Source organism: Roseicella frigidaeris (assembly GCF_003258945.1).
Classification (GTDB): Bacteria; Pseudomonadota; Alphaproteobacteria; order Acetobacterales; family Acetobacteraceae; genus Paracraurococcus; species Paracraurococcus frigidaeris.
This window is the reverse complement of sequence record NZ_QLIX01000009.1, coordinates 120,194-143,048: the sequence shown is the minus strand read 5'-3', so window position 1 is coordinate 143,048 and position 22,855 is coordinate 120,194. Positions and strand designations below refer to the sequence as shown.

The following is a 22,855-nucleotide window of genomic DNA, read 5'->3' as shown; positions in this document are numbered from 1 at the left end:
CCTCCGAGGATGCCGCGCAGGATGCGCGGGGCCGCGTCAGCGGTCCAGCAGCCCCGTCGCCCGCAACAGGCGGTGCAGAAGCGGCCGCGGATCGAGCCGGCCGAGCAGCCCCGGGGCGGCGGGCCCGGGCGCCGGGCCGGCGGCCCCGCCCGCGGCCGGCGTCGCGCCGACCAGGCCGAAGAAGCCGGCGATCGCCGCGGTCGAGGCGATGCCGACATCGAGCATGTAGGGCCCGGCCTCGCCGAGCGGCGGCTCGCCCGAGGCGGGCGCCGCGGTCCCCGGCGCGATCGGCACGCCATGCCCCATGCCCTCGATCAGGTGCAGCTCGAGCAGCGGCCTGCCATCCGGGCCGCGCCAGAGGCGGAGGCGGTGCCCCGGCCCGGGCGCGGACTCGGCCTCGGCGGCGATGGCCGGGCCGTGCAGGCCGAGCCACTGCGCCAGGATCTGCTCGGCATTGACCGGCCGCACCGTGGCATCGGCGCTGCCCTGCCAGATGGAGAGGCGCGGCCAGGGGCCGCGATGCGGCGAGGCGTGCCGCACCGCCTCGGCCCAGGCCGCGGCCGGGCGGGGGCGGCCGGTGGCCATGGCCTCGAAGGCCTCCGGGATGGACTGCGCCGCGCCATAGGGCAGGCCGGCGATGATGGCGCCGGCGGCGAAGCGCTCGGGATGGGTGGCGAGCATCGCCGAGGCCATGGCGCCGCCGGCCGAGAGGCCGGTGACGAAGACCCGGGCCGGGTCCAGCCGGTGCCGCGCCAGCATCGCCTCCAGCATCTGCGCGATCGAGGCCGCCTCGCCGCCCTCGCGCCGGGTGTCGCCCGGCTCGAACCAGTTGAAGCAGCGATTGGGGTTGTTGGCCGGGCGCTGCTCGGGGAAGAGCAGGGCGAAGCCGTGCCGTGCCGCCAGCTGCGACCAGCCGCTGCCGCGGTCGTAGCCGGCGGCGGTCTGGCCGCAGCCATGCAGGACCAGGACGAGGGGCGCCCCGGGCGGCAGGCCATCGGGCACGTAATCCAGCATGCGGAGCTGCCCGGGATTGCTGCCGAATTCCGGCACCTCCCGCAGGGCGCCGACATCCGGCGGGCCGGCGAAGCCGCCGAGGCCGGCGCCGCGCGCCATCGCCTGGCTGCGCCGGACCAGGTCGGCAAGGTCGAATCGGGGCTGGGACAAGGTCGAGGTCCTTCCAGGGGCCGCGGCCCGGGGCATGGGGCTAGGGGAGCAGCCGCGGGCCTCAGCGTGCCGATGGGCCGAGGGGTTCGCTGCAATGCGGCAAATGTCATGCTGCATTGCAGCATATGGCGGCGCGGCCGGGTCGGAACCAGGGTGTCTGCGTGAACGTTAAGCGAACAGACCGCCCATGGCAGGAGATCCGACATGGCGAAGCAGCCGCAGCCGCAACAGGACGAGAACCCGAAGCGCGATCCGGAGCCCGGCTCCAACACCATCAAGGACCCGGCGGACTGGACCACCGGGGAGGAGCGCATGACCGGCGCCCAGGCGAGCTACCTGAAGACGCTGAGCGAGGAGGCGGGCGAGGCCTTCGACCCCGAGCTCACCAAGGCCGAGGCCTCCCGCCGCATCGACGCGCTGCAGGAGAAGACCGGGCGCGGCCGTTAGGCCATGGCCCGCGAACCCGCGTGAGCGGATCGCGGTCCAGAGCCGATCCCGGCCGGGTGGAAACGCTCGACCGGGAAGCGGCCCGGCCGGCTCAGCGCAGCGGGAAGCCGAGGCTGCGCAGCGTGGCGGCGAGGCGGTCGCGGCCGCGCAGCGCCCGGACGGTGCCGATCCGGGCGATCACCCGCTGCGTCCAGCTATCCGCCGCCATCTCGTTCCGCCGCGAGAAGCCGGTCATCTCGGCATCGTAGGCCCGGCGCGCCGCCGGCTCCGCCGCGGCGTCGTAGCGGCCGCGATGCAGCACCACGGCCTGCGGCAGGCGCGGCTTCACCTCGCCCTCCGCCCCGGGCTTCGGATAGCCGACGCAGAGGCCGAAGACGCCGGCCGCGCCGGGCGGCAGGCCGAGCAACGCGGCGACCCGGGCCGGGTCGTTGCGCAGCGCCCCGATATAGACCGTCGCCAGGCCGAGGCTCTCCGCCGCGACCACGGCGTTCTGCGCCGCCAGCGCCGCGTCGATGGCGGCGACGAGGAAGGTCTCGAGATAGGGGAGGCCCTCCAGCGCCCGCGCCTCGGCCTCGCCCAGGCGCTGGTTGCGCGAGACATCGGCGAGGAATACGAGGAAGAGCGGGCATTCGGCGATATGCGCCTGGCCGCCGGCGATCTCGGCCATCGCCGCGCGCGTCGCCGGATCCTCGACCGTCACCACCGACCAGGTCTGCAGGTTGGAGGAGGTGGCGGCGGATTGCGCCGCCGCGACCAGCGTCTCCAGCGTGCCGGCGGGCAGCGGGTCGGGGCGGTAGCCGCGCACCGAGCGGTGCCCGAGCAGCCCGGCGATGGTGGCGTTCCAGGGGCCGGCGGGCGGCGCCGCCGCGCCGTAGCGCGCCGCGAGCGCCGAAGCCTGCAGGGTCTCCGCCCCGGTCGTTCCATCCATCGCCCGCACTCCTCTCCGCCCGCGCCCATCCGCCGGGCGCCCGTCGCCGCAGCCTATCGCGGTTGCGCCGGCGGCTGAACGCCCCCCCCCGGCGCGGCGCGGTCAGATGAGCCCGAGCCGCCGGCCGAGCTCGCGGTAGAGCGCGACCTGGCTGCGGACATAGTCGCGGGTGGCCTCGGGCGGCAGCAGCCGCGGGATGCCGCCGGTGGTCCGCACCGCCGCCTGCCAGGCGGCGTCGCCGCGCAGGGCGGCGAGGGCGGCGACCCAGGCCTGGCTCGCCGGCTCCGCCAGCGCCGGCGGGGCGAAGAGCGCGCTCCAGCCGGTCACGCCGACCAGGGCGGGCAGCTCGACCTCCCGCGCCGTGGGCACGGCCGGCAGGACCCGCAGCCGCTCCGGGGTGCCGATGACGAGGCCGCGCAGCCGGCCATCCTGCAGCGCCGGCAAGGCCTCGTTCAGATTGGTGCCGAGCAGCTGCACCCGGCCGTCCAGCAGCGCGGCCACCGCCTCGCCGCCGCCGCGGAAGGGCATGGCGAGCCCGGCATCGATCGGCAGGCCGGCGGTGGCGAAGAGGTGGCGCATGCCGAGATCCTGGATCGTCGCCGGCCCGGTGGTGGAGAAGGCGATCCGCCCCGGCTGCTCGCGCAGCACGATCAGCAGGTCCTGCAGCCGGTCCCAGGGCGCGTCGGCGCGGACGCAGACGACGAAGGGCGTGTCCTCCAGCAGGCCGAGCATGGTGAACTCGTCCCAGGCATAGGGCGTGCGGATATCGATGGCCGGCAGGATGGCGGCGGAGGCGACCCGCGCCAGCAGCAGGGTCAGCCCGTCGGGCTTCGCCCGGTGGACGAATTGCGTGCCGACGGCGCCCGAGGCGCCGGCCCGGTTCTCGACCAGCAGCAGCGCCTGCCGATTCGGCAGGTGGGGCGGGGCGTGGCGGGCGAGCAGCCGGGCCGCCAGGTCGGCCGCGCCGCCGGGCGAGAAGGGGGAGACCAGGGTGATCGGCGCCGCCGGATAGGCCGCCGCCACCGGCTGTGCCCGGCCCGGCGAGGCGGCGAGGCCCGGCAGGGTCGCGGCGAGGGCGCGGCGGGACAGGCGGCGCATGGCTTCACTCCGAACTCCGCGGCAGGGTGCCGGCGCATCTGGTCGGATTTGCGGCGGCCGGGATGGCGGCGCCCCCGCCGGGCGGAACGCCGCGATTGCCCCTGGCCGGCCCGCGTGATAGCCGGCGGCGATGACGTCTGCCATGGCCTGGCCAGAGAACGGGGCGGCGAACGGGGCGGAGAACGGGGCCCGGCGTTCCGCTGCGGCGCCCCCGCGCCCGAAGCCCGGCGCGCGCGGGGCCGGGGTGCTGCTGCTCGCCGCGGCGGCGCTGCTGCTGCCCCTCCTGCCGCTGGGCGGCGGAGCGCAGGCCGCCGGGGCCCCGGTGCTGGTCAAGGCCACGCCGCACCGCCCGCCGGCGCGACGGGCGGCCCCACGGCTGCTGCCCAGCCTGCCGCCCAGTCTCCCAGAGGAGCCGGCGGCGGTGCCGCGCATCACCCATGCCTTCCGACTGGCGCCGGTGGTGCAGGCGCCGCGCCAGCCCTGCCTGACCGGCCTGCGCCGGGACGCGGCGCCTGCCGCCGGCCGGCGCCGCGTCGCGGCGCGGCCGCGCGGGCCGGCGGCGCCGGCCGTGCCCCTCTGCGTGCAGTTGCATCGCCGCGAGACCGGCTGACCCGGGCGCGCGCGGCCCGTGGAAGCTGAGCTGGGATGGCCGGGGGTTGGTCCGCGTGCGGCACCCCAGCGCGACGCGCCTGCTGGTCGCATCATCCGGTACCGCACCAGGTTCGAGAGCGAATTTATACCTAAAAACGCATTGTCTCGCCATCGTCACCGCGGACGCCGGAGGGATCGGGGCGGCGGCGCGGGGAGGGGCGCGATCTCATGCGGTGACGCGCTCGTCCCGAATTGATGCACTGCAATCGTCGCGCGGCATGCACCACACATGCGGGAAGAGCGGCAGGATCACATCTTCTTAAGAGTACACGAGCGTGAGGATGCACGCGACGCGCTCATGCCATAGAAAGTTATCCGTAAGTTTGCTGAAGAGAGGCTGAAAAGCGGCGACATGTCGCCTTCGGCCTGGCAGCGGATAGCCTTCGGAGCCGATTTTTCGATCATGCAATGGACGCAGAGGTGGCGGCGCAGTCACGCGCTCGTCACACCGCCGAAGGGCAACGGAGCCGGATAACGGCGCTTGCCTAGGGCGAGGCAGGGGGAACCCAGGGAATGCAGGCCGAACCACCCGTGCTGCTCGTGGTCGAGGATGATTTTCTTGTTCGCCTTACACTGGTGGATGCGCTGAGCGATGGCGGCTTCGAGGTGCTGGAGGCGGCCGATGCGAAGGAGGCGCTGACGCTGGTCTGCGACCGAGGCGACATCGCCGCCATGCTGACCGACATCAACCTGCCAGGCGGCTCGGACGGCTTCGCGCTGGCCCGGGCGGCGCGGGTGATCCGGCCGCAGCTGCCCGTCGTCTACGCCTCCGGCCGCTATGGCGGCGCGGAGGAGGGGCAGGCGGTGGATGGCTCCCGCTTCCTCGCCAAGCCCTTCACGCCGTCCCTCGCCGCGGCGGTGCTGCACGACATGATCGGCCCGGATGCCGGACATGAGCCGCTGCTGCGGGCCGGCGATGCGGACCGGCATGTCTGACTGACGTGCCGGTCGCCGCCCCGGTAGCCCGCCCATCCGGGTGCCGGCACCCGGACCGGACGGGCGGCCGGATCAGTTGACCGCGCGGTCCACCGAGCGGCCGAGGCGCTCGACCGGGCCCTTCGGCGGATCCACGGCGTCGCGCACCGACTGCCCTGCCTTGTCGAGGTTGCGGCCGGCGCGCTCGGCCGGGCCTTCCCGCTGGCAGGCGGCGAGGCCGAGCATCAGCAGGGCCGGCAGGACGAGGGTAAGCGCACGCATCATCATCTCCGTCACGTTGCGTTGGCGGGAAAGCGTGCGAGGCGCGCGAGAGTTCGCCTGAAGCGTCATCACGAGCACCGTCTCATACCGGATCGGGCGCGGGGCCCCGCACCGGCCTGTCCGCCGGCAGGGGCAGGATCGCCTCCGGCCGGCCATGCAGCGCCGAGCGGCCGATCGCCTCCATGATCTGCTGGTCGCGCAGCCCTTCCTCGCCGGGCGTGTGCGGCCGCCGCGCCTCGCGCACGCACCGCGCCATGTGATCGAGCTCGAGCGCGAACTGGTTGCGCGGCTGGATCTGCACCCGTTGGTCGATGCCGGACTCGCCCTCGCGCCGGAACAGGCGCAGGCGCTGGCCGCGATAGGCGAAGGCGTCCTCGAGCAGCAGGCTGCCGCGCTCGCCGGCAAGGCGGCAGGATTTCTCCTGATAGGCGCCGTAGCTCGACTGCGCCTGCGCCAGGAAGCCGGAGGCGAAGCGGAGCGTGAAGCTCATGCTCTCCTCCACCTCGGCGAAGCGGGCATCGCCGGGCGGGCTCCAGGCCTGCGCCACCACCTCGACCGGCTCCTCGCCGCTGAGGTAGCGGGCGGCGTTGAGGCAGTAGAGGCCGATATCCGGCAGCGCCCCGCCGCCGGCGAGCTGCCGGCTGTAGCGCCATTGCGGCCCGGGGCCGTTGGATTGCAGGTTCATCGCCTGCAGGAAGCGCAGCCGCCCGAGCTCGCCCGACTGGGCGAGGCGGATGGCGGCGCGGTTCACGAGCTCGTACTGGCAGCGATAGGCGACCATCAGCCGGACATCGGCGCGGGCGCAGGCGGCGATCATCGCCGCGCAATCCTCGCTGTTCGTCGCCATCGGCTTCTCGGTCAGCACATGGCGGCCGATGGCCGCGGCGCGCTCGGCGAACTCCCGGTGCATGGCATTGGGGAGCGCGATGTAGACCGCCTGCACCGCCGCATCGTCGCGCAGACGCTCGAATTGCGCGTAAGGGTGCACCGCCTCGGGCCGGATGCCGCATTGCCGCGCCACCAGCGCCGCCTTCTCCGGCGAGCCGCTGACCAGCGCCACCGGCCGCGCCAGGCGGCATTCGGCGAAGGCGGGCAGCACCTGCTCGAGGCTGATGCGGCCGAGGCCGATGATGGCGAAGCCGACCCGCTCCCCGGGCGGCAGCGGCGCCGGCGGCGGCTCGCCCGGCGGGTCCGCCTCGCCGCGCCAGGGCGGGAAGGCGACGCGCCCCTCCCGCACGCCGCCGGTATCGAGCGGCGAGGGAGGTGGATAGCCCGGCGCGCCGGCGCCCCCGGTGGCCAGCCCGGCGGCGGCGATCCCGCCCGCCTGCATGATCCCGCGCCGTGTCTTGCCCTCGGCCATCCCGCCTCTCCCATCGACCGGCCGCCAACGCCCGGCCCAGCTCATGGTTGACGGTATGTGGTCGGTCGTCCGACGCTGATGCCAGGGCCGCGCAGACGGCCCGCCCCATCAGCGATGCGGGATGTCGGGCCCGGTCGCGGAGGACATGTCCATGTTCGAGGAACTCGACCGCCGCTCGCGCCTGACCGGCAACCAGAAGCGCATCGTCCTGGCCGCCGTGCTTGGCGACATGCTGGAATTCTTCGACTACTTCCTGATCGGCTTCGTGCTGGCCTTCGTGGTCGGCCCCTGGGGGCTGACCTTCGGCCAGTCGGCCATCATCCTGCTCTCCTCCGGCTTCGGCGCGATCGCCGGCGCCTATCTCTGGGGCTGGATGGCGGACCGCATCGGCCGGCGGCCGGTCTTCACCCTGACCATCCTGAATTTCTCGCTCGCCACCGGCCTGCTCGCCTTCACGCCCGATGGGGGGTGGGTCTACCTGACGGTGCTGCGCTTCGTCGTCGGCTTCGGCGTGGGCGGGCTCTACTGCGTCGACCTGCCGCTGGTGCAAGAGTTCATGCCCTCCCGCAAGCGCGGGCTGATCGGCGGGCTGGTGACGGTGTTCATCCCCGTCGGCGTGCTGCTCGGCTCGCTCTTCGGCGCCTATCTGACGCCGAGCATCGGCTGGCGCGGCCTCTTCGCTGCCGGCGTGCTGCCCGGGCTGCTGGTCTTCCTGGTGCGGCTCTGGGTGCCGGAATCGCCGCGCTGGCTGGCCCGCCAGGGCCGTGCCGAGGAGGCGCGCCGCGCCCTCGCCTGGGCGCTGGAGGTGCCGCCGGAGAGCCTGCCCTTGCCGCGACCGGAGGAGGTGGCCGAGACGCCGACGCGCTGGACCGACCTGTTCCGCTACCCGCGCAGCCTGGTCGTCTCCTGGTTCGGCAATCTCGGCGCGCAGACCGGCGTCTATGGCGTCACGCTCTGGGCGCCGACGCTCTTCATGCTGATCCTGCACGTGCCGCCGGCCCAGGCCTCGAAGCTGATGATCGGCCTGACGCTCGGCGGCCTGGTCGGCCGCATCAGCTTCGCGCTGCTGTCGGAGGGCATCGGCCGGCGCCGCGCCGGCGGCCTGCTCGGCTTCGGCGCGGCGCTGATGATCGCGCTGGCGGGCCTCTATCACGATCAGATGTGGTTCGGCTATTCGGCGCTCTGGCTGCTGCTGATCGCCGCCTTCTTCTTCGCCGATGGCGGCTTCGCGGTGGTCGGCCCCTATGCGGCGGAGGTCTGGCCGGCGCATCTGCGCACCTCCGGCATGGGCTCGGCCTATGGCTTCGGCGGCATCGGCAAGGTGATCGGGCCGCTCGGCCTGGCGCTCGTCGTCGGCAGCGACAACGTCATCAAGCCGGAGGCGACGGTCGAGAACATCCTCCCGGCCTTCCTCTACCTCGCCGCCTGGTTCGTGCTCGCCGGCGCGGTCTACCTCCTCCTTGGCATCGAGACGAAGGGGCGCTCGATCGAGGCGATCGACCGCGAGTTGCATACGCCGGAGCCCGCGCCGCGGCCGCTGCCAGCGGCCGGGGAATAGGCGCGCTTGCGGCGGCGCGCCATCTGCGCTCCCATCCGCGGCCACCGACCGAGGAGGGCCTCGTGCTGCAATTCTACTACAACACCGCGCCGAACCCGATGAAGGTCGCGCTCTTCCTCGAGGAGAGCGGCCTGCCCTACGAGGCCGTGCCGCTCGACACGCGCAAGGGCGAGCAATTCGCGCCCGACTACGTCGCCATCAACCCGAACTCCAAGGCGCCCGCCATCGTCGATGACGGCGTGCCGGTCTTCGATTCCAACGCCATCCTGCTCTATCTCGCCGAGAAGACCGGGCAATTCCTGCCCGAGGGCGCGCATGCCGGGGAGACGCTGTCCTGGCTGATGTTCATCGCCACCGGCATCGGCCCCTATTCCGGCCAATGCGTGCACTTCCGGCATTTCGCGCCGCCGGGCAACGACTATGCCGTGACGCGCTACGCGTTCGAGGCGAAGCGCCATTGGGGCATCCTGAACGACCGTCTGGCCGGGCGCGACTGGCTGGTCGGCGATGCCTATTCCATCGTCGACATGGCGGCCTGGGGCTGGGAGCGCGCCGCGCCCTTCGTCCTCGGCGAGGCGGGCTGGGCCGCGCTGCCGCATGTGCGGCGGCATTTCGAGGCGATCAGCGCCCGCCCGGCGGCGCAGCGCGCGGCGGCGATCAAGGATCGGCACGCCTTCAAGACCGAGATGGACGAGGAGGCGCGCAGGTTCATGTTCCGCCACACCGCGGCCTGATCCCCGGCGGGCCTTGCGGCGCCCGCCGGTGCCCCGGATAGTCCGGCATCAAGCAGGCAGGGAGGACGCCGTGTTCAGGCTGGACGGCAAGGTGGCGCTGGTCACGGGCGCGGGCTCGGTCGGGCCGGGCTGGGGCAACGGCAAGGCGACGGCGGTGGTGCTGGCGCGCGCCGGGGCGCGGCTCTTCGGCATCGACGTCAACGAGGCGGCGGCGGCGGAGACGCGCGACATCATCCTGGGCGAGGGCGGCGACGCCGTCGCGCATCGCTGCGACATGCTCGCGGCCGAGGAGGTGGAGGCCGCGGTCGCCGCCTGCCTCGACCGCTTCGGCCGCATCGACGTGCTGGTGAACAATGTCGGCGGCTCGCATCCCGGCGGGCCGGCCGACATGCCGGAGGAGGTCTGGGACCGGCAGATCGACACGAACCTCAAGACCGCCTTCCTCGGCTGCAAATACGTGCTGCCGGTGATGGAGCGGCAAGGCAGCGGCGTGGTGGTGAACATCTCCTCCGTCGCCGGGCTGCGCATGTCGACGGCGCGCGTGCACAGCGCCTATTCGGCGAGCAAGGCCGGCATCATCGCCTTCTCGAAATCCGTCGCGCTCGGCTATGCGAAGAAGGGCATCCGCTGCAACACCGTGGTGCCGGGGCTGATGCACACGCCGCTGGTCGAGCACCGGCTGGTCCGCCAGCTCGGCGCCAACGATGCCGAGGCGCTGATCGCCAAGCGCCATGCCAGCGTGCCGATCGGGCATATGGGCACGGGCTGGGACATCGCGCATGCGGTGCTCTTCCTCGCCAGCGAGGAGGCGAAATACGTCACCGCGACCGAGATCGTCGTGGATGGCGGGCTGACCTCGGCCGGGCCCGTATAGGCGCGGCGCGGTCAGCCCTGCGCCAGCGCGGCCCATTCCGCGGCGGTGTAGCGCGGCGTGATGTGCTGCGGGCAGTTCCACTCGAAGCCCGCGACCTCGATCACGATCGCCGCCTCGGCCCGCCCCACCTCGGCCTGCCCCGCCTCGCCGGGCGGCGCGAGCCGGGCCAGCAGCGCCGGCTCGTCCTCGACGACCCGCGCATGGCCGAGCAGCTTCAGGCGCCGCCGGTTCGGATAATCCATGAAGAACAGCGCCACCCGGTCATTCCCCGCGAGGTTGCCGCGCGAGACGTGCTGCCGGTTGCCGCCGAGCTCGGCGAAGGCGATGTGCCGCGCATCCAGCACCCTGACGAAGCCGGGCGGCCCGCCGCGGTGCTGCAGATAGGGCCAGCCGGTCTCCGAGACGCTCGCCATGGTGAGGCTGTCGCGCGCCGCGATGAAGCCCGCCTCCGCGCCGGTGAGGGCATCGTCCTCGCGGCCCGCCTCGGCCATCCGGGCGTAATGCGCCAGCGAGCCGATCCGCTGCTGCTCGGCCCGCACGGCGGGCGTGAAGGCGATGCGTGCGTAGTGCCGGCCCATATCCGTCCTCCTGCTGCGTCGCCGGCAAGGATGGGCATTGCATCGACGCCCAGGAATACGGCCTGATCGCAAGTCAGCATTCCAGGTGGCGGAAGAATGGACCGGCTGGAGGAACTGCGCCTCTTCCTGGCGGCGATCGAGGCGGGCAGCCTGGCCGCCGCGGGGCGGCGGCATGGCCACTCGCCGCCCGCCATGTCGCGCATGCTGGCAGGGCTGGAGGAGCGGCTCGGCGTCCGGCTGCTCGAGCGCAGCACCCGCCGCCTGGCGCCGACCGAGGCGGGGCGCCAGCTGGCGGACCGGGCCCGGCGGCTGCTGGCCGACTATGCCGAGGCGGTCTCGGCGGCGGCCGGCGAGGCGGCGGCGCCGCGTGGCCGCCTGCGCCTCACCGCGCCGCTGGTCTTCGGCCGGCTGCACGTGGCGCCGGTCGTCACCGCCTTCCTCGGCGAGCAGCCGGCGGTGACGGCGGCGCTGCAGCTCAGCGACCGCACTCTCGACCTGCTGGAGGAGGGGATCGATGTCGCGCTGCGCATCGGCGCCCTCACCGAGGGCGGGCTGATGGCGCGGCGGGTCGGCAGCGTGCGGCGGCTGGTCGTGGCGAGCCCGGACTACCTGGCGCGGCGCGGCGTGCCGGCGCGGCCCGAGGATCTCGCGGCGCATGACGTCATCCTCTTCCACAGCCGCGCGACGCCGGCGGAATGGCGCTTCCGCGGGCAGGGCGGGGAGGCGGTGACGTTGCGCCTGCCCGGGCGCTTCGCGGTGAACGAGGCGCGGGCCGCGGTCGCCGCGGCGGTGGCGGGCCATGGCATCCTGAGCGCGCTCTCCTATCAGATGGAGGCGGAACTCGCATCCGGCGCGCTGGTGCGGCTGCTGCGCGCGGTCGAGCCGCCGGTGCTGCCGGTCTCGCTGGTATTCCCCTCGGCGCGGCTGCTGCCGGCGCGGGTGCGCGCCTTCCTCGACTTCGCCGCCCCCCGCCTCGCCGCCCTGCCGGTGCTGCGATCGGAGCGCTGAGGCAGCATCGCGGCACGCCTCGATACCGTCGCCCCCCGTTGCCCGCCGCGGCTTGGCCGCGGCAGGCCGTGACGGACCAAGGGTCAGAAGCGAATCCCGGGGCCCCCGCGACGGCGCGCAGCGACGTCGTGGGGAATACTAGAAGACCGTGCCGTCGCTGACGATGCGCAAGGGCGGGCCGCCATCGGCGCGCCGCTCGCGGGCGAGGCGGCGGCCGGCCCACCAGGTGCCGCCCTCCAGCACGCGGACCAGCGGGAAGGCCGCCTCGTCCAGCCCGAGCCGCGCCCGCACCCGCGGCGCGATGGCATCGAGCAGCGCGACGGTCAGCGCCCGCCATTCGACGATGGCGACATCGCCCGGCGCATGCTCGGCCTCGAGCAGCGCCGGATCGCGCGGCTCGATCACCCCCATATCGAGGAAAAGCCCGCCATTGCGGTATTCCGCCAGGCCGGTCAGCGCCTCGAGGCCGGTGACCCGGATGCCGCTGTCCTCCAGCGTCTCGATCAGGGAATAGGCCAGCCATTGCGAGAGCTTGTGGAAGGGGATGAGGCCATTGGTCGCATCGGCCCGGCGGATGCCCGGATGCCGCCAGCAATCGCCGAGCTCGACGCCCTCCAGCACCGCGCGCCCGGGCCAGATCGGGCCGAGATGCCGCAGCAGGGCGATGAGGATCGCGCGCGCCGGGAGGGCGCCCTCGGCGATCTCCGCGGTGAGCCCGTCGATCAGCCCGCTCGGCCGCGGCGGATAGACCTGGCCGAACACCGCGGGCGCCGCCGCCATGGTCTCGCCGAGGCGGCGGAGCAGCGCCGCCCGGCCCTCCAGCCCGGCCAGCGGGTTGTCCGGCCCGGCCTGGAAGCCGCGGCCCAGCGCCTCCTCCGTCATGCCGGCGAGCCGGGCCGCGTCGGCCCGCAGGGAATGGCCGTCATCGGCGAAGTCGCCGCGGGCGAACATGGCGAGGCTCGCCATGGCGAGGCCCTCGGAGCGCGTGTGGCAGTGGCCCGTCTCGAGGTCGATGTAGCGCCAGCCCATCCCCGCGCCGGCATCGAGCAGGACGGAGAGGGTGATGAGGTCCATCCGCGCCCGCAGCAGCGCCGCCGGATCCTGGTCGAGCCGCGCGGCGATCAGGGCGAGGGTGCTGAGCCCGTCCGGCAGCAGGTGCCGCCAGCGGGTGTGCGGCGGCACCCGCAGGTCGGGATAGCGGTCCCGCACCACCGCCGCCACCAGATCGGCCGCCGCATCGAGGCGCTCCGGCCGCAGATGCCAGGCCTGCAGCCCATCCTCCAGGCCGAGCGCATACAGCTCGGCGGCGCGTTCGCGCACCGCCTCCGGCGTCAGCAGCGCCGCGGCGGCCGCCTGCGCCGGCGTCACATCTCCCCCAGGGCGCGGCCGATGGTGCGCTTCAGGGCGGCCTCGTCCGGCACCTCCGGCGCGTAGTAGCCGGCCGCCTTCTTGGCCTCGATCTCGACCGAGGCATCGGGCGGGATGCGGTCGGGCGGGATCGGTACCCGCTCGCCGATCTCGATGCCCTGCTCGACCATGGCGTCGTGCTTCATGTTGGACATGGAGACGAGGCGGTGGATGCGGGTGATGCCGAGCCAGTGCAGCACATCCGGCATGAGCTGCTGGAAGCGCGCATCCTGCACCCCGGCGACGCATTCCGTGCGCTCGAAATAGGTGGCGGCCTGGTCGCCGCCCTGCTGCCGCTTGCGGGCGTTGTAGACGAGGAATTTCGTGACCTCGCCGAGCGCCCTGCCTTCCTTGCGGTTGTAGACGACGAGGCCGACCCCGCCCTCCTGCGCCGCGCGCAGGCTCTCCTCGATGCCGTGGATGAGATAGGGGCGGCAGGTGCAGATGTCGGAGCCGAAGACGTCGGAGCCGTTGCACTCGTCATGCACGCGGCAGGTCAGCGGCACCCGCCGGTCCGCCAGATGCGCCGGGTCGCCGAAGATGTAGACGCTGATGCCGCCGATGGGCGGCAGGAAGACCGAGAGGTCGGGCCGCGTCACCAGCTCGGGATACATCCCCCCGGTCTGCTCGAAGAGGACGCGGCGCAGGTCGTGCTCGGCGGTGCCGAAGCGCTCGGCGATGCCGGGCAGCCACCAGACCGGGTCGATCGCCGCCTTGGTGACCGAGACGTCGCCGCCCGGATGCAGCACGCGGCCATCCGGCTTCAGCGCGCCCGTCGCCAGCAGGGCGTTCAGCTCGGCCATGTTCAGCCGCGCCCGGGTGATGGCGATGGTCGGGCGGATGTCGATGCCCTCGCCGATGGCCTCCCCGAAGGCCTCGCCCACCACATGCCCCCAGGGGTCGAGGGAGACGATGCGCCCCGCCTCGCTCCATTGCGGATGGGGGCCGATGGCCGTCACCGGATGGGTGTTGGCGAGGTCCGGCCGCTGCAGCGGCGAGAGCGCGCCGGCCGAGACGGCCAGCGCCCGGTAGAGGGAATAGGAGCCGCCATGGGTGCCGATGACGTTGCGGTCGCCCGGCCGGGTGACCGAGCCGATGACCGGCCCGCGCGCCGCCGGCGTCGCCGCCCCCCAGGTGATCTGCCAGCGATGGGCCTGGGGCTCGGGATGCGAGGTCAGGCGGATATGGCGGGTCTGGTTGAGGCTCATGCGCGTCCGATCGGCTCCGATCGGGCAATTTCGTCGTTTGGTTGCGGGGCTTCAAGGGTTTTGGCCGAGGGGGGGAGCGGCGGGGGAGGCGGCGGGCCGCCACCCAGGCCACCCCCCTGGCCGCCACCTCAGCAGCCGAGCGTCTGCGCCAGGTCCTGGAAATCCCGCGCCACCGCATCCCAGGGCTCGCTCGGCGCCAGGTCGGTCGCCTGGTCCGGCCCGTGCTCGGTCGGGCGGGGGACGAAGGCGGTGGCCAGGCCGCAGCCGCGCGCCGCCTTCAGGTCGCCGTTATGGGCGGCGACCAGGCAGAGCTCGCCGGGCTCGATGCCGAGGATCTCGGCGGTGCGCAGATAGGCCTCGGGCTGCGGCTTGTAGGCCTGCGCCACCTCGGCGCCGAGGATGGCGTCCCAGGGGATGCCGGCGCGCTTGGCCATGTTGGTCATCAGCGCGATGTTGCCGTTGGAGAGCGGCGCGATGATGAACTTCCGCTTCAGCCGGGTCAGCCCCGCCACCGCCTCCGGCCAGGGATCGAGCCGGTGCCAGGCGCGGTTGAGGTCGTCGAGCCCCGCCTCGCCGAGCGTCGCCGGATCGATGCCATGGTCCTGCAGCACGCCCTCCAGGTTCTCCCGGTGCAGCACGTCGAGCCGGGTGAAGGCGCGGCGGCCGCTGCGGCATGCCTCCATCGCCGGCTGGTAGCGGCGGCGCCAGGCATCGGCGAAGGCGCGCGGGTCGATGTCCCGCCGGCCGAGCTTCGCCAGCACCGGCGCGGCGTCCCGCGCCACGCCCTCGCGCCAGTCCACCACCGTGCCGAAGACGTCGAAGACCAGCGCCTTCACGCTGTCGAAGCGGCTCATGCCTTGTCTCCCGTTGCCGCGGCCTCGGCCCAGCGCCGCTCGAATTCCCAGACCTCGGGAAAGCCCATCAGCGCGGTCATGCGGGCGAAGCCGTAGCTCTCGCCGATCGCCGTGCTGTCGCCGGCCTCCTTCAGATGCGCATAGGCCCGCTCCAGCGCCGCCGCGGCGGCGAGGAAGCCGATCGCCGGATAGATCGCCATGGCGTAGCCGAGCGCCTGCAGCCGCGCCGCCGGCAGGATCGGCGTGCGGCCGCCCTCGACCATGTTGGCGAGCAGCGGCCGGTCGATGGCGCGGCCGATCGCCTGCATCTCCGCCTCGCTCTCCGGGCTCTCGACGAAGATGATGTCGGCCCCGGCCTCCGCATAGATCCGGCCGCGGCGGATCGCCTCCTCGAGGCCGAGCGTGGTGCGCGCATCGGTGCGGGCGACGATGAGGAAATCCGGGTCCCGGCGCGCCTCGGCGGCGACCCGGACCTTCAGCGCCATCTCCTCGGCCGGGATGACGCGGCGGCCCGGCGTGTGGCCGCATTTCTTCGGCATCTCCTGGTCTTCGAGCTGGATGCCGGAGACGCCCGCCGCCTCGTAGCCCATCACCGTGTGGCGGACGTTGAGCAGCCCGCCATAGCCGGTATCGGCATCGGCGATGACCGGCGTGCGGCAGCCGCGCGCCATGGTGCCGACGCGCGCCACCATGTCGCTGTAGGTGGCGATGCCGGCATCGGCCAGGCCGAGATGCGAGGCGACGGTGCCGAAGCCGGTGACGTAGAGGCAGGCGAAGCCCATGGCGTCGGCGATGCGGGCCGAGATCATGTCGAAGATGCCGGGGGCGGTGACGAAGCGGCGCTCGGCGAAGGCGGCCTTCAGGCGGGGATCGGCCATGTGTGCGGGGTCCTATTGCTCGCGCTTGATATGGCCGGCGGCGGCGGCCGCGGCCCAGAGACGGTCCTCGCGCTCCGCCATGGCGGCCAGCCCGGCGGCCGGGCGGAGATCGGGCTCGATCCCCATCATGGTGAAGCGCTGTTGCAGCGTGGCATCGGCGAAGGCGCGTTCGAGCGAGGCTTGCAGGCGCTGGACGATCGCCCCGGGCAGGCCGGCGGGCCCGTAGAGCCCGACCCAGCCGGCGAGGTCGAACCCGGCGATGCCCTGCTCCTGCACGGTCGGCACATCGGGGAAGAAGGGCGTGCGCGTCGCGGTGGAGACGGCGAGCGGGCGCACCCGGCCGGTCTGCATGTGCGGCATGACGCTCGCGGTGCTAGTCCAGCCGACCGGCAGGTGGCCGGCGACGATGTCGTTCATCAGCTGGCCGCCGGAGCGGTACTGCACGTCCGGCATCTCCACCCCCGCCCGCCGCGCCAGCTCCTGGCCGATGAAGGAGGAAAGGCTCTCAGTGCTGCCGGTGCCGATCCGGCCGGGATGCTGCCTGGCCTGGGCCATCATCGCCGGCAGGTCGGCATGGGGCTGCGCGGCGCCGGTCACCAGCGCCATGGTGTTGCGGCTCAGCAGCGCCACCGGGGTGAAGTCGCGCACCGGGTCATAGGGGAGGGAGGCGAGGACGTAGCGGTTGGCGACATGCGTCGAGACCACGGCCATCAGCGTGTGGCCGTCCGGCTCGGCGCGGGCGACGATCTCGGAGCCGATCACCCCGGCGCCGCCGGCGCGGTTCTCCACCACGATGGGCTGCGGCAGGGACGGGCGCAGCGCCTCGGCCAGGGCGCGGGCCAGCAGGTCGGTGCCGCCGCCCGTCGCATAGGGGACGACGAGGCGGATGGGCCGCGCCGGCCAGGCCTCGGCACCCGGCGCGGCCGCGGGCAGGATGGCGGCGGAGGCCAGCGAGGCGGCGAGCAGCCGGCGGCGGCCGATGGGCATGGACGGCGTTCTCCCCCCGGGCGCGGCGCCCGGCCGGGCGAGTATCCGGCGGCAGGGCAGGGATGCAAGGCCCCGCCGACCATGCCAGGATGGGCGCGGGAGAGACAGGAGAGCGCCCATGCCGGATGCCAGCGGCCGCCCCATGGCGGCGAGCGCCGTCGCCGAGATCGAGGCGGTGATCCAGACCTATTTCGACGGGCTCTACGAGGGCGATGTCGAGAAGCTCGCCGCGGCCTTCCACCCGGTCAGCCATCTCTATTGCGAGAAGGACGGCGAGGTGCTGGACGTGCCGCGGGCGCAGTGGTTCGAGGCGGTGCGGCAGCGCGAGAGCGCGGCCAGCAAGGGCCTCGCCCGCGACGACCGCATCCTGATGCTCGACATCAGCGGGCCGGAGACCGCCTTCGTGAAGGTCGCCTGCCAGATTCCGCCGCGCTACTTCACCGACTACCTGGTGCTGAACCGCACGGCGGCGGGCTGGAAGATCGTCAGCAAGGTCTACCGGGCCGAGACGCGCGGATGAGCGCGCCGCCCGCCGATCCGCGGCTGCGGCACATCGCCGGGTTGCTGACGCTGCGGGCGGAGGGCCGCTACGGCCTGGCCGAGATCAACCAGCGGCAGCACGCGCTGCAGGCCGCCTGGCTCGCCGAGCAGGCGGGCTGCGACGATGCGCTCGTCGCCGCCAGCCTGCTGCACGATATCGGCCATCTGGTCCATGACCTCGGCGCGGACCCGGCGGCCGAGGGGGTGGACGACCGGCACGAGGAGCGCGGCGACGCCTTTCTCCGCGCCTGGTTCGGGCCGGAGGTGACGGAGCCGGTGCGGCTGCATGTCGCGGCCAAGCGCTACCTCGTCGCCACCGAGGCGGATTACGCGGCGCGGCTGGCGCCGGATTCGGTGCTGAGCCTCGCCCTGCAGGGCGGCCCGATGTCGGAGGCGGAGGCCGCGGCCTTCATCGCCGCGCCAGGCGCGCGGGAGGCCGTGCGGCTGCGGCGCTTCGACGAGCAGGCCAAGGTGAAGGACCTCGCCACCCCGCCGGTCGGGCATTTCCTGCCCGCCGTCGCCCGCTGCCTGCGGCCCCTGGCGTCGTAGGCCACGATCCGCTCACACAGCGTCGCGGATCATGGTCCTGGCCCTTGTTTGATCGCGTGATTCACGCCTTCGGTAATTCCGCCTCAGGCGATCACGCTCCAGGCCGCCTGCCGAAACCGTCGCCGCCCGTTGCCCTGCCGCGGCTTCGTCGCGGCAGGCTGTGACGCGCCTCACCCCTGCTGCGAATCCCGGGGCCCCCACGAAGACGCGCAGCGGCTTCGTGGGGATGAATCCGGGGCCCCCGCGACGGCGCGCAGCGGCTTCGTGGGGAACACTATCCATTCGGCCGCAGCAGATAGGGCGCGCCGCTGCGCTCGCAGATGCCGCGGATCAGCGCATCGAGCGAGTCCGGCACCGGCACGCCCTCGGCCAGGCGCCTGGCGCGCATGACGTCCTCCGGCTCGCCCGGCACCAGCACCGGCTCGGCCGGATCGGCCGGCGGCGTCGCGTGCAGCACGTCGAGGATGCTGTCGAGCTCGGCCTCGAACTCGCCCTCCTCGCGGAAGGCGCGCGGATCGAGGGCGAGGAAGAAATGGCCGATATTCTGCGGCTTGTCCGGCGTCCATGTCCGCTTGTGGATCGGCGAGAAGGCGGCGCCGGTCAGCGCGCCGCCGAGGATGTGCACCATCATGGCGAGGCCGTAGCCCTTGGCGCTGCCCTGGCTCTCCGTGCCGCCGAGCGGGGTGATGCCGCCCTCCTTGCGCTGGAAGACATAGGCATTGCCCTCATGCGGGTCGGTGACGGTCTGCCCGGTGCCGTCCACCACCCAGCCCGGCGGCAGGGAGGCGTCGTTCAGGTGGTGCACCTTCACCTTGCCGGCGGCGACGGTGGTCGTCGCCATGTCCAGCACGAAGGGCTTGTTGCGCCCGGCCGGCGCGGCGAAGGCGAGGGGGTTGGTGCCGAGCACCGGCATGGCGGCGCGGGTCGGCACCATGGTGATGCCCTGGGCCGAGCTGGTGACGAGGCCGATGACGCCGCGCGCCGCCGCCATCCGGGCATAGGCGCCGGCGGCGCCGAAATGGTGGCTGTTCACCACCCCGACCACGCCGATGCCGTATTGCAGCGCCTTGTCCACCGCCATGCCCATGGCGAGCGCCGAGACGGGATGGCCGAGGCCATTCCCGGCATCGAGCAGCGCCGTCGGCCCGGTGTCGCGGGCGACGCGCGGCCGCGCCTGCATCTGCAGCCGGCCGGCGCGCACGCCCTCCTCGTAGGTCATCAGCATCGAGAGGCCGTGGCTGTCGACACCCATCAGGTCGGTCTCGACCATCACCCCGGCGGTGGTGGCCGCATGCTCCTCCGGCATGCCCCAGGCGGTGAGGATGGCGTGGATCTGCGCCCGGATGCTCTCCGCCGGCACCGGCCGGCCGGTGGTGACGTTCTTCGCCATGCTGCGTTCCTCCTGTGGCCGGCGCCGCGCCCGGGCGCCTGCCGGGCCGGAGCGGCCTTCCGTTCCCGGCCATTTTAGGGCTGCCCGGCCAGGAGCGAAATCGGCGGCGGACGGCGCGACGCGGCGTCGCGGTCGTCCCGCCGCTCGTGCCCGCCGCATGACACCGCGAAGGCGCGCTATCCGCACGACGATGCGAAGGCGCGCTGTTCGCACGACGCCGCGAAGACGTGGGGCAGGACGGTGAAACCGTCCCGCGCCCGGTCTCAGGCGCCCGGCCTGGCCATCTCGACGCGGCGGACGGTGAGGCGGCGGAGGCGCCCGTCCTGGGTCGGCCATTCGATGCCCTGCCCCTCGGACAGGCCGATCAGGCCGGCGCCGACCAGCGAGAGGATCGAGACGCGCGCCGCGGCGATATCGGCCTCGCCCGGCAGCACGATCCGCACCTGCCGTGTCTCGCCCGTCGCCGTGTCGTGGAACTCGACCATCGAGTTCAGCGCCACGGTGCCGGCGGGCAGCTCGGCGGCCGGGACCACCTCCGCGCGGTCGGTCTCCTCCAGCAGCAGGCGGGACAGCAACGGGTTGCGCCGCGTCATGACGGCGGTCAGCGCGACGAGCTTCTCGTGATCCGCCTCCGACATCACCACGGGCGGGCGGCGGGCCGCTGCATCCATCGTCATGCGCGGGCTCCCGCGCCGCCGGCCACCGCCCGGCGGAGGCCGGGCCAGGGCGGCACCGGCCGCCGCGGCAGGCCGGACGGGCGATGCACCACGCGGAGATGCACGGCCAGGCGCCCGCCGTCGCGCGCCGGAACCGCCACCCACGCGCCCGCGCAGGCGCCGAGCAGGGCGGCCCCGAGCGGGGCTGAGACGGGCAGGGTCCAGCCGCTGGCCACATGGTCTTCCGGCATCACCAGGACGCGGGACTCCGCCGCGCGGCCGGGGACGGCGAGGATGATCCGGGTGCCCAGCGCCGCCACCGAGCCCGGCAGGGCATCCGGCGGCACCACGCGGCAGGCGCCGAGCTTGTCGGCGAGCAGCCGGCCGACCGGATGCGCCAGCCCGAGCCGGTGATGCGCCAGGGCCTTCAGGCGCGAATAGTCGTGGGAGGCGAGGAGCGGCACGGCATCCGGATCGGGCCCCTCCCAGGAATCGTCCCAGGGCTCGTCCCAAGGGGCATCCGATGGGGCGTCCGAGGGGACGGGCGTGCCGGCGGGCAGGGCGAAGCCGGCCGGGGGCGAAGGCGGAGGAGGCTGCGGGTCGTGGCGGCGTGCGGACATGCTGGGGCGCTCAAGGCGCCGCGCCGCCGCACCGGGAGGGGCGGGCAGGCTGCGGCTGCGGTTTCCGGAAGGGGATGCCCCGGGTCCGACCGGGCGGCCGAGCGCCGCTGACGGCCCGGGGCTAAGTGCCCGCGAGCAGACATCCCGCGTGAGCGAGGCGGCGTCGGAAGGTCGCGCTGAGCCACATGATGGAGGAAAGATTGCATTTCGTTCACGAGACGTCAAGGGACATCGTCGTGTGGCGAAGGCGGCCACCCCCGGCCGCCGCCGGGGGGCGCCTCAATCCACCCGCGCGCCGCTCGCCTGCACGATCGGCACCCAGCGCGCGATCTCGCTGGCGATGAAGGCGCGGGTCCGCTCCGGCGTCATCCCCTCGGGGATGGTGTTGCCGAGCTGCAGCAGCCGCTCGCGCACCGCCGGCACGCGCAGCGCCGCGGCGATCTGCTCGTAGAGGAATTGCCGGATCGGCAGGGGCGTGCCGAGCGTGGCGCTCCAGGGCGTCCAGGTCGTCGCCTGGTAGGCGGGCAGCCCGGCCTCGGCGCTGGTCGGCACCTCGGGCGCCATGGGCGAGCGCTCCGGCGTGGCGATGACGAGGCCGCGCACCGCGCCGCTGCGGATGGGCTCGGCGAGGAAGGAGAGGGTGTCGGCCTGGAAGGCGGTGCGGCCGGCGGCGAGGTCGGCGAAGGCCGCGGCCGAGCCGCGATAGGGCACGTGCTGCGCCTGCACGCCGAGGAGCTGCACCAGCATGGCGCCGGCGATATGCCCGGTGGTGCCGTTGCCGGAGGAGCCGTAGTCGTACTTGCCGGGGTTGGCGGCGAGCAGCGCCCGGAACTCGGCCAGCGTCGTCACGCCGAGCGAGGGATGCACCGCGACCGCGATCGGCGAATGGCTGCTGATGGTGACGTGGTCGACGCCGGTCAGCGGATGCACCCGCAGCCGGTCGCCATAGAGGCCGATATTCAGCGCATGCGAGCCGAGCGCGCCAACCAGCAGCGTGTAGCCATCGGGCGGCGTCGCCGCCACCGTCTCGAAGGCGACGGTGCCGCCGCCGCTCGGCCGGTTCTCGACCACGAATTGCTGGCCGAGCTGGGCCGAGAGCTGGCCGGCCACCAGCCGCGCGTTGAGATCGGCATTGCCGCCCGGGGCGAGCGCCACGACGATCCGCACCGGCCGGTTCGGGTAGTCGGTGCCCGGCGCGCGCGGCTCGGCCGCGGCGGTGCCGGCGAGCGCCAGCAGCAGGAGGAGGGCGCGACGGATCACGCCGCGCCCCCGATGCCGTGCTCGAGCACGCCGACCTTCTCCACCTCCAGCCGCAGCCGGTCGCCGGGCTTCAGGTAGCGCGGCGGGTCGCGGAAATGCCCGACCCCGGCGGGCGTGCCGGTGGCGATCACGTCGCCCGGCTGCAAGGTGACGAAGCGGCTGAGCCAGGCGATCAGCGTGGCGACCGGGAAGATCAGGTCGCGCGTGTTGCCATGCTGCACCGCCTCGCCGTTCAGCGTGCAGCGGAGCTCGAGCGCCCAGGGCTCGCCCACCTCCTCCGGCGTGGCGATCCAGGGGCCCATGGGGCAGAAGCCGTCCAGCCCCTTGCCGAAGCTGGTCATGCCGATCGGGTGGTCGAATTGCAGCGCCCGGTCGGTGAGGTCGTTCAGCACCGTGTAGCCGGCGACATGGTCGAGCGCCGCGCCCTCCTCCACCTGCCAGGCGGGGCGGCCGATGACGACGCCGAGCTCCACCTCCCAATCCGGCTTCAGCGCCGCGGCGGGGAGGCGCACCACCTCGCCCGGGCCGCTGACCGAGGAGGTCGGCTTGAGGAAGATGCGCGGCGCGGCGAGCTTCGGCCCGCCCACCTCCTTCGCGTGGTCGGCGTAATTGCGGCCGACGCCGAGGATCTTGCCCGGCTGCAGCGGCGCCAGCAGCCGCACCGCGGCGAGCGGGCGGCGCAGCGCGGCATTCTCCGGCCGGGCGGCGAAGGCCAGCGCCCGGGCCGCCGCGGCCATCGCCGCCTCGCCGGCGGCGAGCAGCCCGCGCATCTCGCCGGGCAGCCGCTCCGGCGGCTCGCCCGCCGCCTGCCGCGCCGCATCCAGCGCCGGCTGGAACTCGACCACCGCATCGCCGAGCACGGCGCCGATCCGCGAGGCGCCCTCGGCCTCGAAGCTCGCCAGCTTCATC

At 73.8% G+C, this 22,855-nt stretch carries 25 protein-coding genes; 9 read left to right on the top strand and 16 right to left on the bottom strand.

The window, feature by feature from the left end; all coding sequences use genetic code 11:
* Positions 1–36: 36 nt before the first annotated feature.
* Entirely contained in the window at positions 37–1,164 is a 1,128-nt protein-coding gene (locus DOO78_RS14065; RefSeq protein ID WP_165838892.1) for an extracellular catalytic domain type 1 short-chain-length polyhydroxyalkanoate depolymerase, read from the bottom strand.
* A 204-nt stretch (positions 1,165–1,368) separates the two neighbouring features.
* Between DOO78_RS14065 and DOO78_RS14060 the strand changes: the two genes are divergently transcribed.
* A complete protein-coding gene (locus DOO78_RS14060; protein WP_111470471.1) occupies positions 1,369–1,611 on the top strand; it encodes a DUF3072 domain-containing protein in 243 nt (80 codons plus the stop codon).
* Positions 1,612–1,702: 91 nt separating this feature from the next.
* Here DOO78_RS14060 and DOO78_RS14055 read toward each other — a convergent pair whose 3' ends face one another.
* Both DOO78_RS14055 and DOO78_RS14050 read right to left on the bottom strand, forming a co-directional pair.
* Positions 1,703–2,539: a nitroreductase family protein gene (locus DOO78_RS14055; protein WP_111470469.1), complete on the bottom strand. Its 837-nt coding sequence runs from the start codon at positions 2,537–2,539 to the stop codon at positions 1,703–1,705.
* Positions 2,540–2,641: 102 nt separating this feature from the next.
* Positions 2,642–3,637: a Bug family tripartite tricarboxylate transporter substrate binding protein gene (locus DOO78_RS14050; RefSeq protein ID WP_165838891.1), complete on the bottom strand. Its 996-nt coding sequence runs from the start codon at positions 3,635–3,637 to the stop codon at positions 2,642–2,644.
* Between the two features lie 142 nt (positions 3,638–3,779).
* Between DOO78_RS14050 and DOO78_RS14045 the strand changes: the two genes are divergently transcribed.
* Together DOO78_RS14045 and DOO78_RS14040 are read left to right on the top strand one after the other, a co-directional pair.
* Entirely contained in the window at positions 3,780–4,247 is a 468-nt protein-coding gene (locus DOO78_RS14045) for a hypothetical protein (RefSeq protein ID WP_111470465.1), read from the top strand.
* 554 nt (positions 4,248–4,801) lie between these two features.
* On the top strand, positions 4,802–5,224 hold the full coding sequence (locus DOO78_RS14040) for a response regulator (protein ID WP_111470463.1): 423 nt from the start codon (positions 4,802–4,804) through the stop codon (positions 5,222–5,224).
* A 72-nt stretch (positions 5,225–5,296) separates the two neighbouring features.
* Here DOO78_RS14040 and DOO78_RS14035 read toward each other — a convergent pair whose 3' ends face one another.
* Positions 5,297–5,485 (bottom strand): hypothetical protein, encoded by a 189-nt coding sequence (locus tag DOO78_RS14035; protein ID WP_243634543.1) that lies wholly within the window; start codon positions 5,483–5,485, stop codon positions 5,297–5,299.
* Positions 5,486–5,567: 82 nt separating this feature from the next.
* The gene (locus DOO78_RS14030; protein ID WP_111470459.1) at positions 5,568–6,845 is read right to left on the bottom strand and encodes a Gfo/Idh/MocA family protein; all 1,278 of its coding nucleotides are present in this window, start codon (positions 6,843–6,845) and stop codon (positions 5,568–5,570) included.
* Positions 6,846–6,966: 121 nt separating this feature from the next.
* Between DOO78_RS14030 and DOO78_RS14025 the strand changes: the two genes are divergently transcribed.
* The 3 genes from DOO78_RS14025 (at position 6,967) to DOO78_RS14015 (ending at position 10,011) form a co-directional block, all read left to right on the top strand.
* Positions 6,967–8,403 (top strand): MFS transporter, encoded by a 1,437-nt coding sequence (locus DOO78_RS14025; RefSeq protein ID WP_207802902.1) that lies wholly within the window; start codon positions 6,967–6,969, stop codon positions 8,401–8,403.
* A gap of 62 nt (positions 8,404–8,465) precedes the next feature.
* A complete protein-coding gene (locus tag DOO78_RS14020; RefSeq protein WP_111470457.1) occupies positions 8,466–9,137 on the top strand; it encodes a glutathione S-transferase family protein in 672 nt (223 codons plus the stop codon).
* A 70-nt stretch (positions 9,138–9,207) separates the two neighbouring features.
* Positions 9,208–10,011, top strand: coding sequence for an SDR family NAD(P)-dependent oxidoreductase (locus DOO78_RS14015; RefSeq protein ID WP_111470455.1), 804 nt, complete (start codon positions 9,208–9,210; stop codon positions 10,009–10,011).
* Positions 10,012–10,022: 11 nt separating this feature from the next.
* On the opposite strand, the gene DOO78_RS14010 is transcribed toward DOO78_RS14015, so the two are convergent.
* A complete protein-coding gene (locus DOO78_RS14010; RefSeq protein WP_111470453.1) occupies positions 10,023–10,589 on the bottom strand; it encodes a pyridoxamine 5'-phosphate oxidase family protein in 567 nt (188 codons plus the stop codon).
* A gap of 96 nt (positions 10,590–10,685) precedes the next feature.
* Between DOO78_RS14010 and DOO78_RS14005 the strand changes: the two genes are divergently transcribed.
* Positions 10,686–11,597 carry a LysR family transcriptional regulator gene (locus tag DOO78_RS14005; protein ID WP_111470451.1) on the top strand — a complete coding sequence of 304 codons (912 nt, stop codon included), beginning with the start codon at positions 10,686–10,688 and terminating at the stop codon, positions 11,595–11,597.
* 138 nt (positions 11,598–11,735) lie between these two features.
* Here the strand turns inward: DOO78_RS14005 and DOO78_RS14000 are convergent, their stop codons facing one another.
* The 5 genes from DOO78_RS14000 to DOO78_RS13980 all read right to left on the bottom strand — a co-directional run bounded on the left by DOO78_RS14000 (position 11,736) and on the right by DOO78_RS13980 (position 16,931).
* Entirely contained in the window at positions 11,736–12,965 is a 1,230-nt protein-coding gene (locus tag DOO78_RS14000) for a DUF1688 family protein (protein WP_111470449.1), read from the bottom strand.
* Positions 12,962–14,212: a GTP cyclohydrolase II gene (locus tag DOO78_RS13995; RefSeq protein WP_111470447.1), complete on the bottom strand. Its 1,251-nt coding sequence runs from the start codon at positions 14,210–14,212 to the stop codon at positions 12,962–12,964. Before DOO78_RS13995 ends, DOO78_RS14000 begins: the two co-directional genes overlap by 4 nt.
* 128 nt (positions 14,213–14,340) lie before the next feature.
* Positions 14,341–15,066 carry a haloacid dehalogenase type II gene (locus tag DOO78_RS27880; protein WP_207802901.1) on the bottom strand — a complete coding sequence of 242 codons (726 nt, stop codon included), beginning with the start codon at positions 15,064–15,066 and terminating at the stop codon, positions 14,341–14,343.
* Positions 15,063–15,944, bottom strand: a complete 882-nt coding sequence (locus DOO78_RS27875; protein ID WP_111470445.1) for an isocitrate lyase/PEP mutase family protein — start codon at positions 15,942–15,944, stop codon at positions 15,063–15,065. Before DOO78_RS27875 ends, DOO78_RS27880 begins: the two co-directional genes overlap by 4 nt.
* A gap of 12 nt (positions 15,945–15,956) precedes the next feature.
* Positions 15,957–16,931, bottom strand: a complete 975-nt coding sequence (locus DOO78_RS13980; RefSeq protein WP_165838890.1) for a Bug family tripartite tricarboxylate transporter substrate binding protein — start codon at positions 16,929–16,931, stop codon at positions 15,957–15,959.
* A gap of 118 nt (positions 16,932–17,049) precedes the next feature.
* Between DOO78_RS13980 and DOO78_RS13975 the strand changes: the two genes are divergently transcribed.
* Complete coding sequence (locus DOO78_RS13975) at positions 17,050–17,451, top strand: nuclear transport factor 2 family protein (protein ID WP_207802900.1); 402 nt, start codon at positions 17,050–17,052, stop codon at positions 17,449–17,451.
* Entirely contained in the window at positions 17,448–18,020 is a 573-nt protein-coding gene (locus DOO78_RS13970) for an HD domain-containing protein (RefSeq protein ID WP_207802899.1), read from the top strand. Before DOO78_RS13975 ends, DOO78_RS13970 begins: the two co-directional genes overlap by 4 nt.
* A 274-nt stretch (positions 18,021–18,294) precedes the next feature.
* Here the strand turns inward: DOO78_RS13970 and DOO78_RS13965 are convergent, their stop codons facing one another.
* The 5 genes from DOO78_RS13965 to DOO78_RS13945 form a co-directional block, all read right to left on the bottom strand.
* A complete protein-coding gene (locus tag DOO78_RS13965) occupies positions 18,295–19,410 on the bottom strand; it encodes an Ldh family oxidoreductase (protein WP_111470439.1) in 1,116 nt (371 codons plus the stop codon).
* Between the two features lie 263 nt (positions 19,411–19,673).
* Positions 19,674–20,087: a nucleoside diphosphate kinase regulator gene (gene rnk, locus DOO78_RS13960; protein WP_111470437.1), complete on the bottom strand. Its 414-nt coding sequence runs from the start codon at positions 20,085–20,087 to the stop codon at positions 19,674–19,676.
* The gene (locus DOO78_RS13955; protein ID WP_128080057.1) at positions 20,084–20,686 is read right to left on the bottom strand and encodes a hypothetical protein; all 603 of its coding nucleotides are present in this window, start codon (positions 20,684–20,686) and stop codon (positions 20,084–20,086) included. Before DOO78_RS13955 ends, rnk begins: the two co-directional genes overlap by 4 nt.
* Before the next feature lie 279 nt (positions 20,687–20,965).
* On the bottom strand, positions 20,966–21,946 hold the full coding sequence (locus DOO78_RS13950; protein WP_111470433.1) for a Bug family tripartite tricarboxylate transporter substrate binding protein: 981 nt from the start codon (positions 21,944–21,946) through the stop codon (positions 20,966–20,968).
* Positions 21,943–22,854 (bottom strand): fumarylacetoacetate hydrolase family protein, encoded by a 912-nt coding sequence (locus DOO78_RS13945; RefSeq protein WP_111470431.1) that lies wholly within the window; start codon positions 22,852–22,854, stop codon positions 21,943–21,945. Before DOO78_RS13945 ends, DOO78_RS13950 begins: the two co-directional genes overlap by 4 nt.
* Position 22,855: the final 1 nt, after the last annotated feature.

Bases quoted from the DNA above. Each gene is read 5' to 3' on its own strand.
- DOO78_RS14060 (WP_111470471.1), top strand. From the start codon at position 1,369: ATGGCGAAGCAGCCGCAGCCGCAACAGGACGAGAACCCGAAGCGCGAT.
- DOO78_RS14055 (WP_111470469.1), bottom strand. From the start codon at position 2,539: ATGGATGGAACGACCGGGGCGGAGACCCTGCAGGCTTCGGCGCTCGCG.
- DOO78_RS14050 (WP_165838891.1), bottom strand. From the start codon at position 3,637: ATGCGCCGCCTGTCCCGCCGCGCCCTCGCCGCGACCCTGCCGGGCCTC.
- DOO78_RS14045 (WP_111470465.1), top strand. From the start codon at position 3,780: ATGGCCTGGCCAGAGAACGGGGCGGCGAACGGGGCGGAGAACGGGGCC.
- DOO78_RS14040 (WP_111470463.1), top strand. From the start codon at position 4,802: ATGCAGGCCGAACCACCCGTGCTGCTCGTGGTCGAGGATGATTTTCTT.
- DOO78_RS14035 (WP_243634543.1), bottom strand. From the start codon at position 5,485: ATGCGTGCGCTTACCCTCGTCCTGCCGGCCCTGCTGATGCTCGGCCTC.
- DOO78_RS14030 (WP_111470459.1), bottom strand. From the start codon at position 6,845: ATGGCCGAGGGCAAGACACGGCGCGGGATCATGCAGGCGGGCGGGATC.
- DOO78_RS14025 (WP_207802902.1), top strand. From the start codon at position 6,967: ATGTCGGGCCCGGTCGCGGAGGACATGTCCATGTTCGAGGAACTCGAC.
- DOO78_RS14010 (WP_111470453.1), bottom strand. From the start codon at position 10,589: ATGGGCCGGCACTACGCACGCATCGCCTTCACGCCCGCCGTGCGGGCC.
- DOO78_RS14005 (WP_111470451.1), top strand. From the start codon at position 10,686: ATGGACCGGCTGGAGGAACTGCGCCTCTTCCTGGCGGCGATCGAGGCG.
- DOO78_RS13995 (WP_111470447.1), bottom strand. From the start codon at position 14,212: ATGAGCCTCAACCAGACCCGCCATATCCGCCTGACCTCGCATCCCGAG.
- DOO78_RS27880 (WP_207802901.1), bottom strand. From the start codon at position 15,066: ATGAGCCGCTTCGACAGCGTGAAGGCGCTGGTCTTCGACGTCTTCGGC.
- DOO78_RS27875 (WP_111470445.1), bottom strand. From the start codon at position 15,944: ATGGCCGATCCCCGCCTGAAGGCCGCCTTCGCCGAGCGCCGCTTCGTC.
- DOO78_RS13980 (WP_165838890.1), bottom strand. From the start codon at position 16,931: ATGCCCATCGGCCGCCGCCGGCTGCTCGCCGCCTCGCTGGCCTCCGCC.
- DOO78_RS13975 (WP_207802900.1), top strand. From the start codon at position 17,050: ATGCCGGATGCCAGCGGCCGCCCCATGGCGGCGAGCGCCGTCGCCGAG.
- DOO78_RS13970 (WP_207802899.1), top strand. From the start codon at position 17,448: ATGAGCGCGCCGCCCGCCGATCCGCGGCTGCGGCACATCGCCGGGTTG.
- DOO78_RS13965 (WP_111470439.1), bottom strand. From the start codon at position 19,410: ATGGCGAAGAACGTCACCACCGGCCGGCCGGTGCCGGCGGAGAGCATC.
- rnk (WP_111470437.1), bottom strand. From the start codon at position 20,087: ATGACGATGGATGCAGCGGCCCGCCGCCCGCCCGTGGTGATGTCGGAG.
- DOO78_RS13955 (WP_128080057.1), bottom strand. From the start codon at position 20,686: ATGTCCGCACGCCGCCACGACCCGCAGCCTCCTCCGCCTTCGCCCCCG.
- DOO78_RS13945 (WP_111470431.1), bottom strand. From the start codon at position 22,854: ATGAAGCTGGCGAGCTTCGAGGCCGAGGGCGCCTCGCGGATCGGCGCC.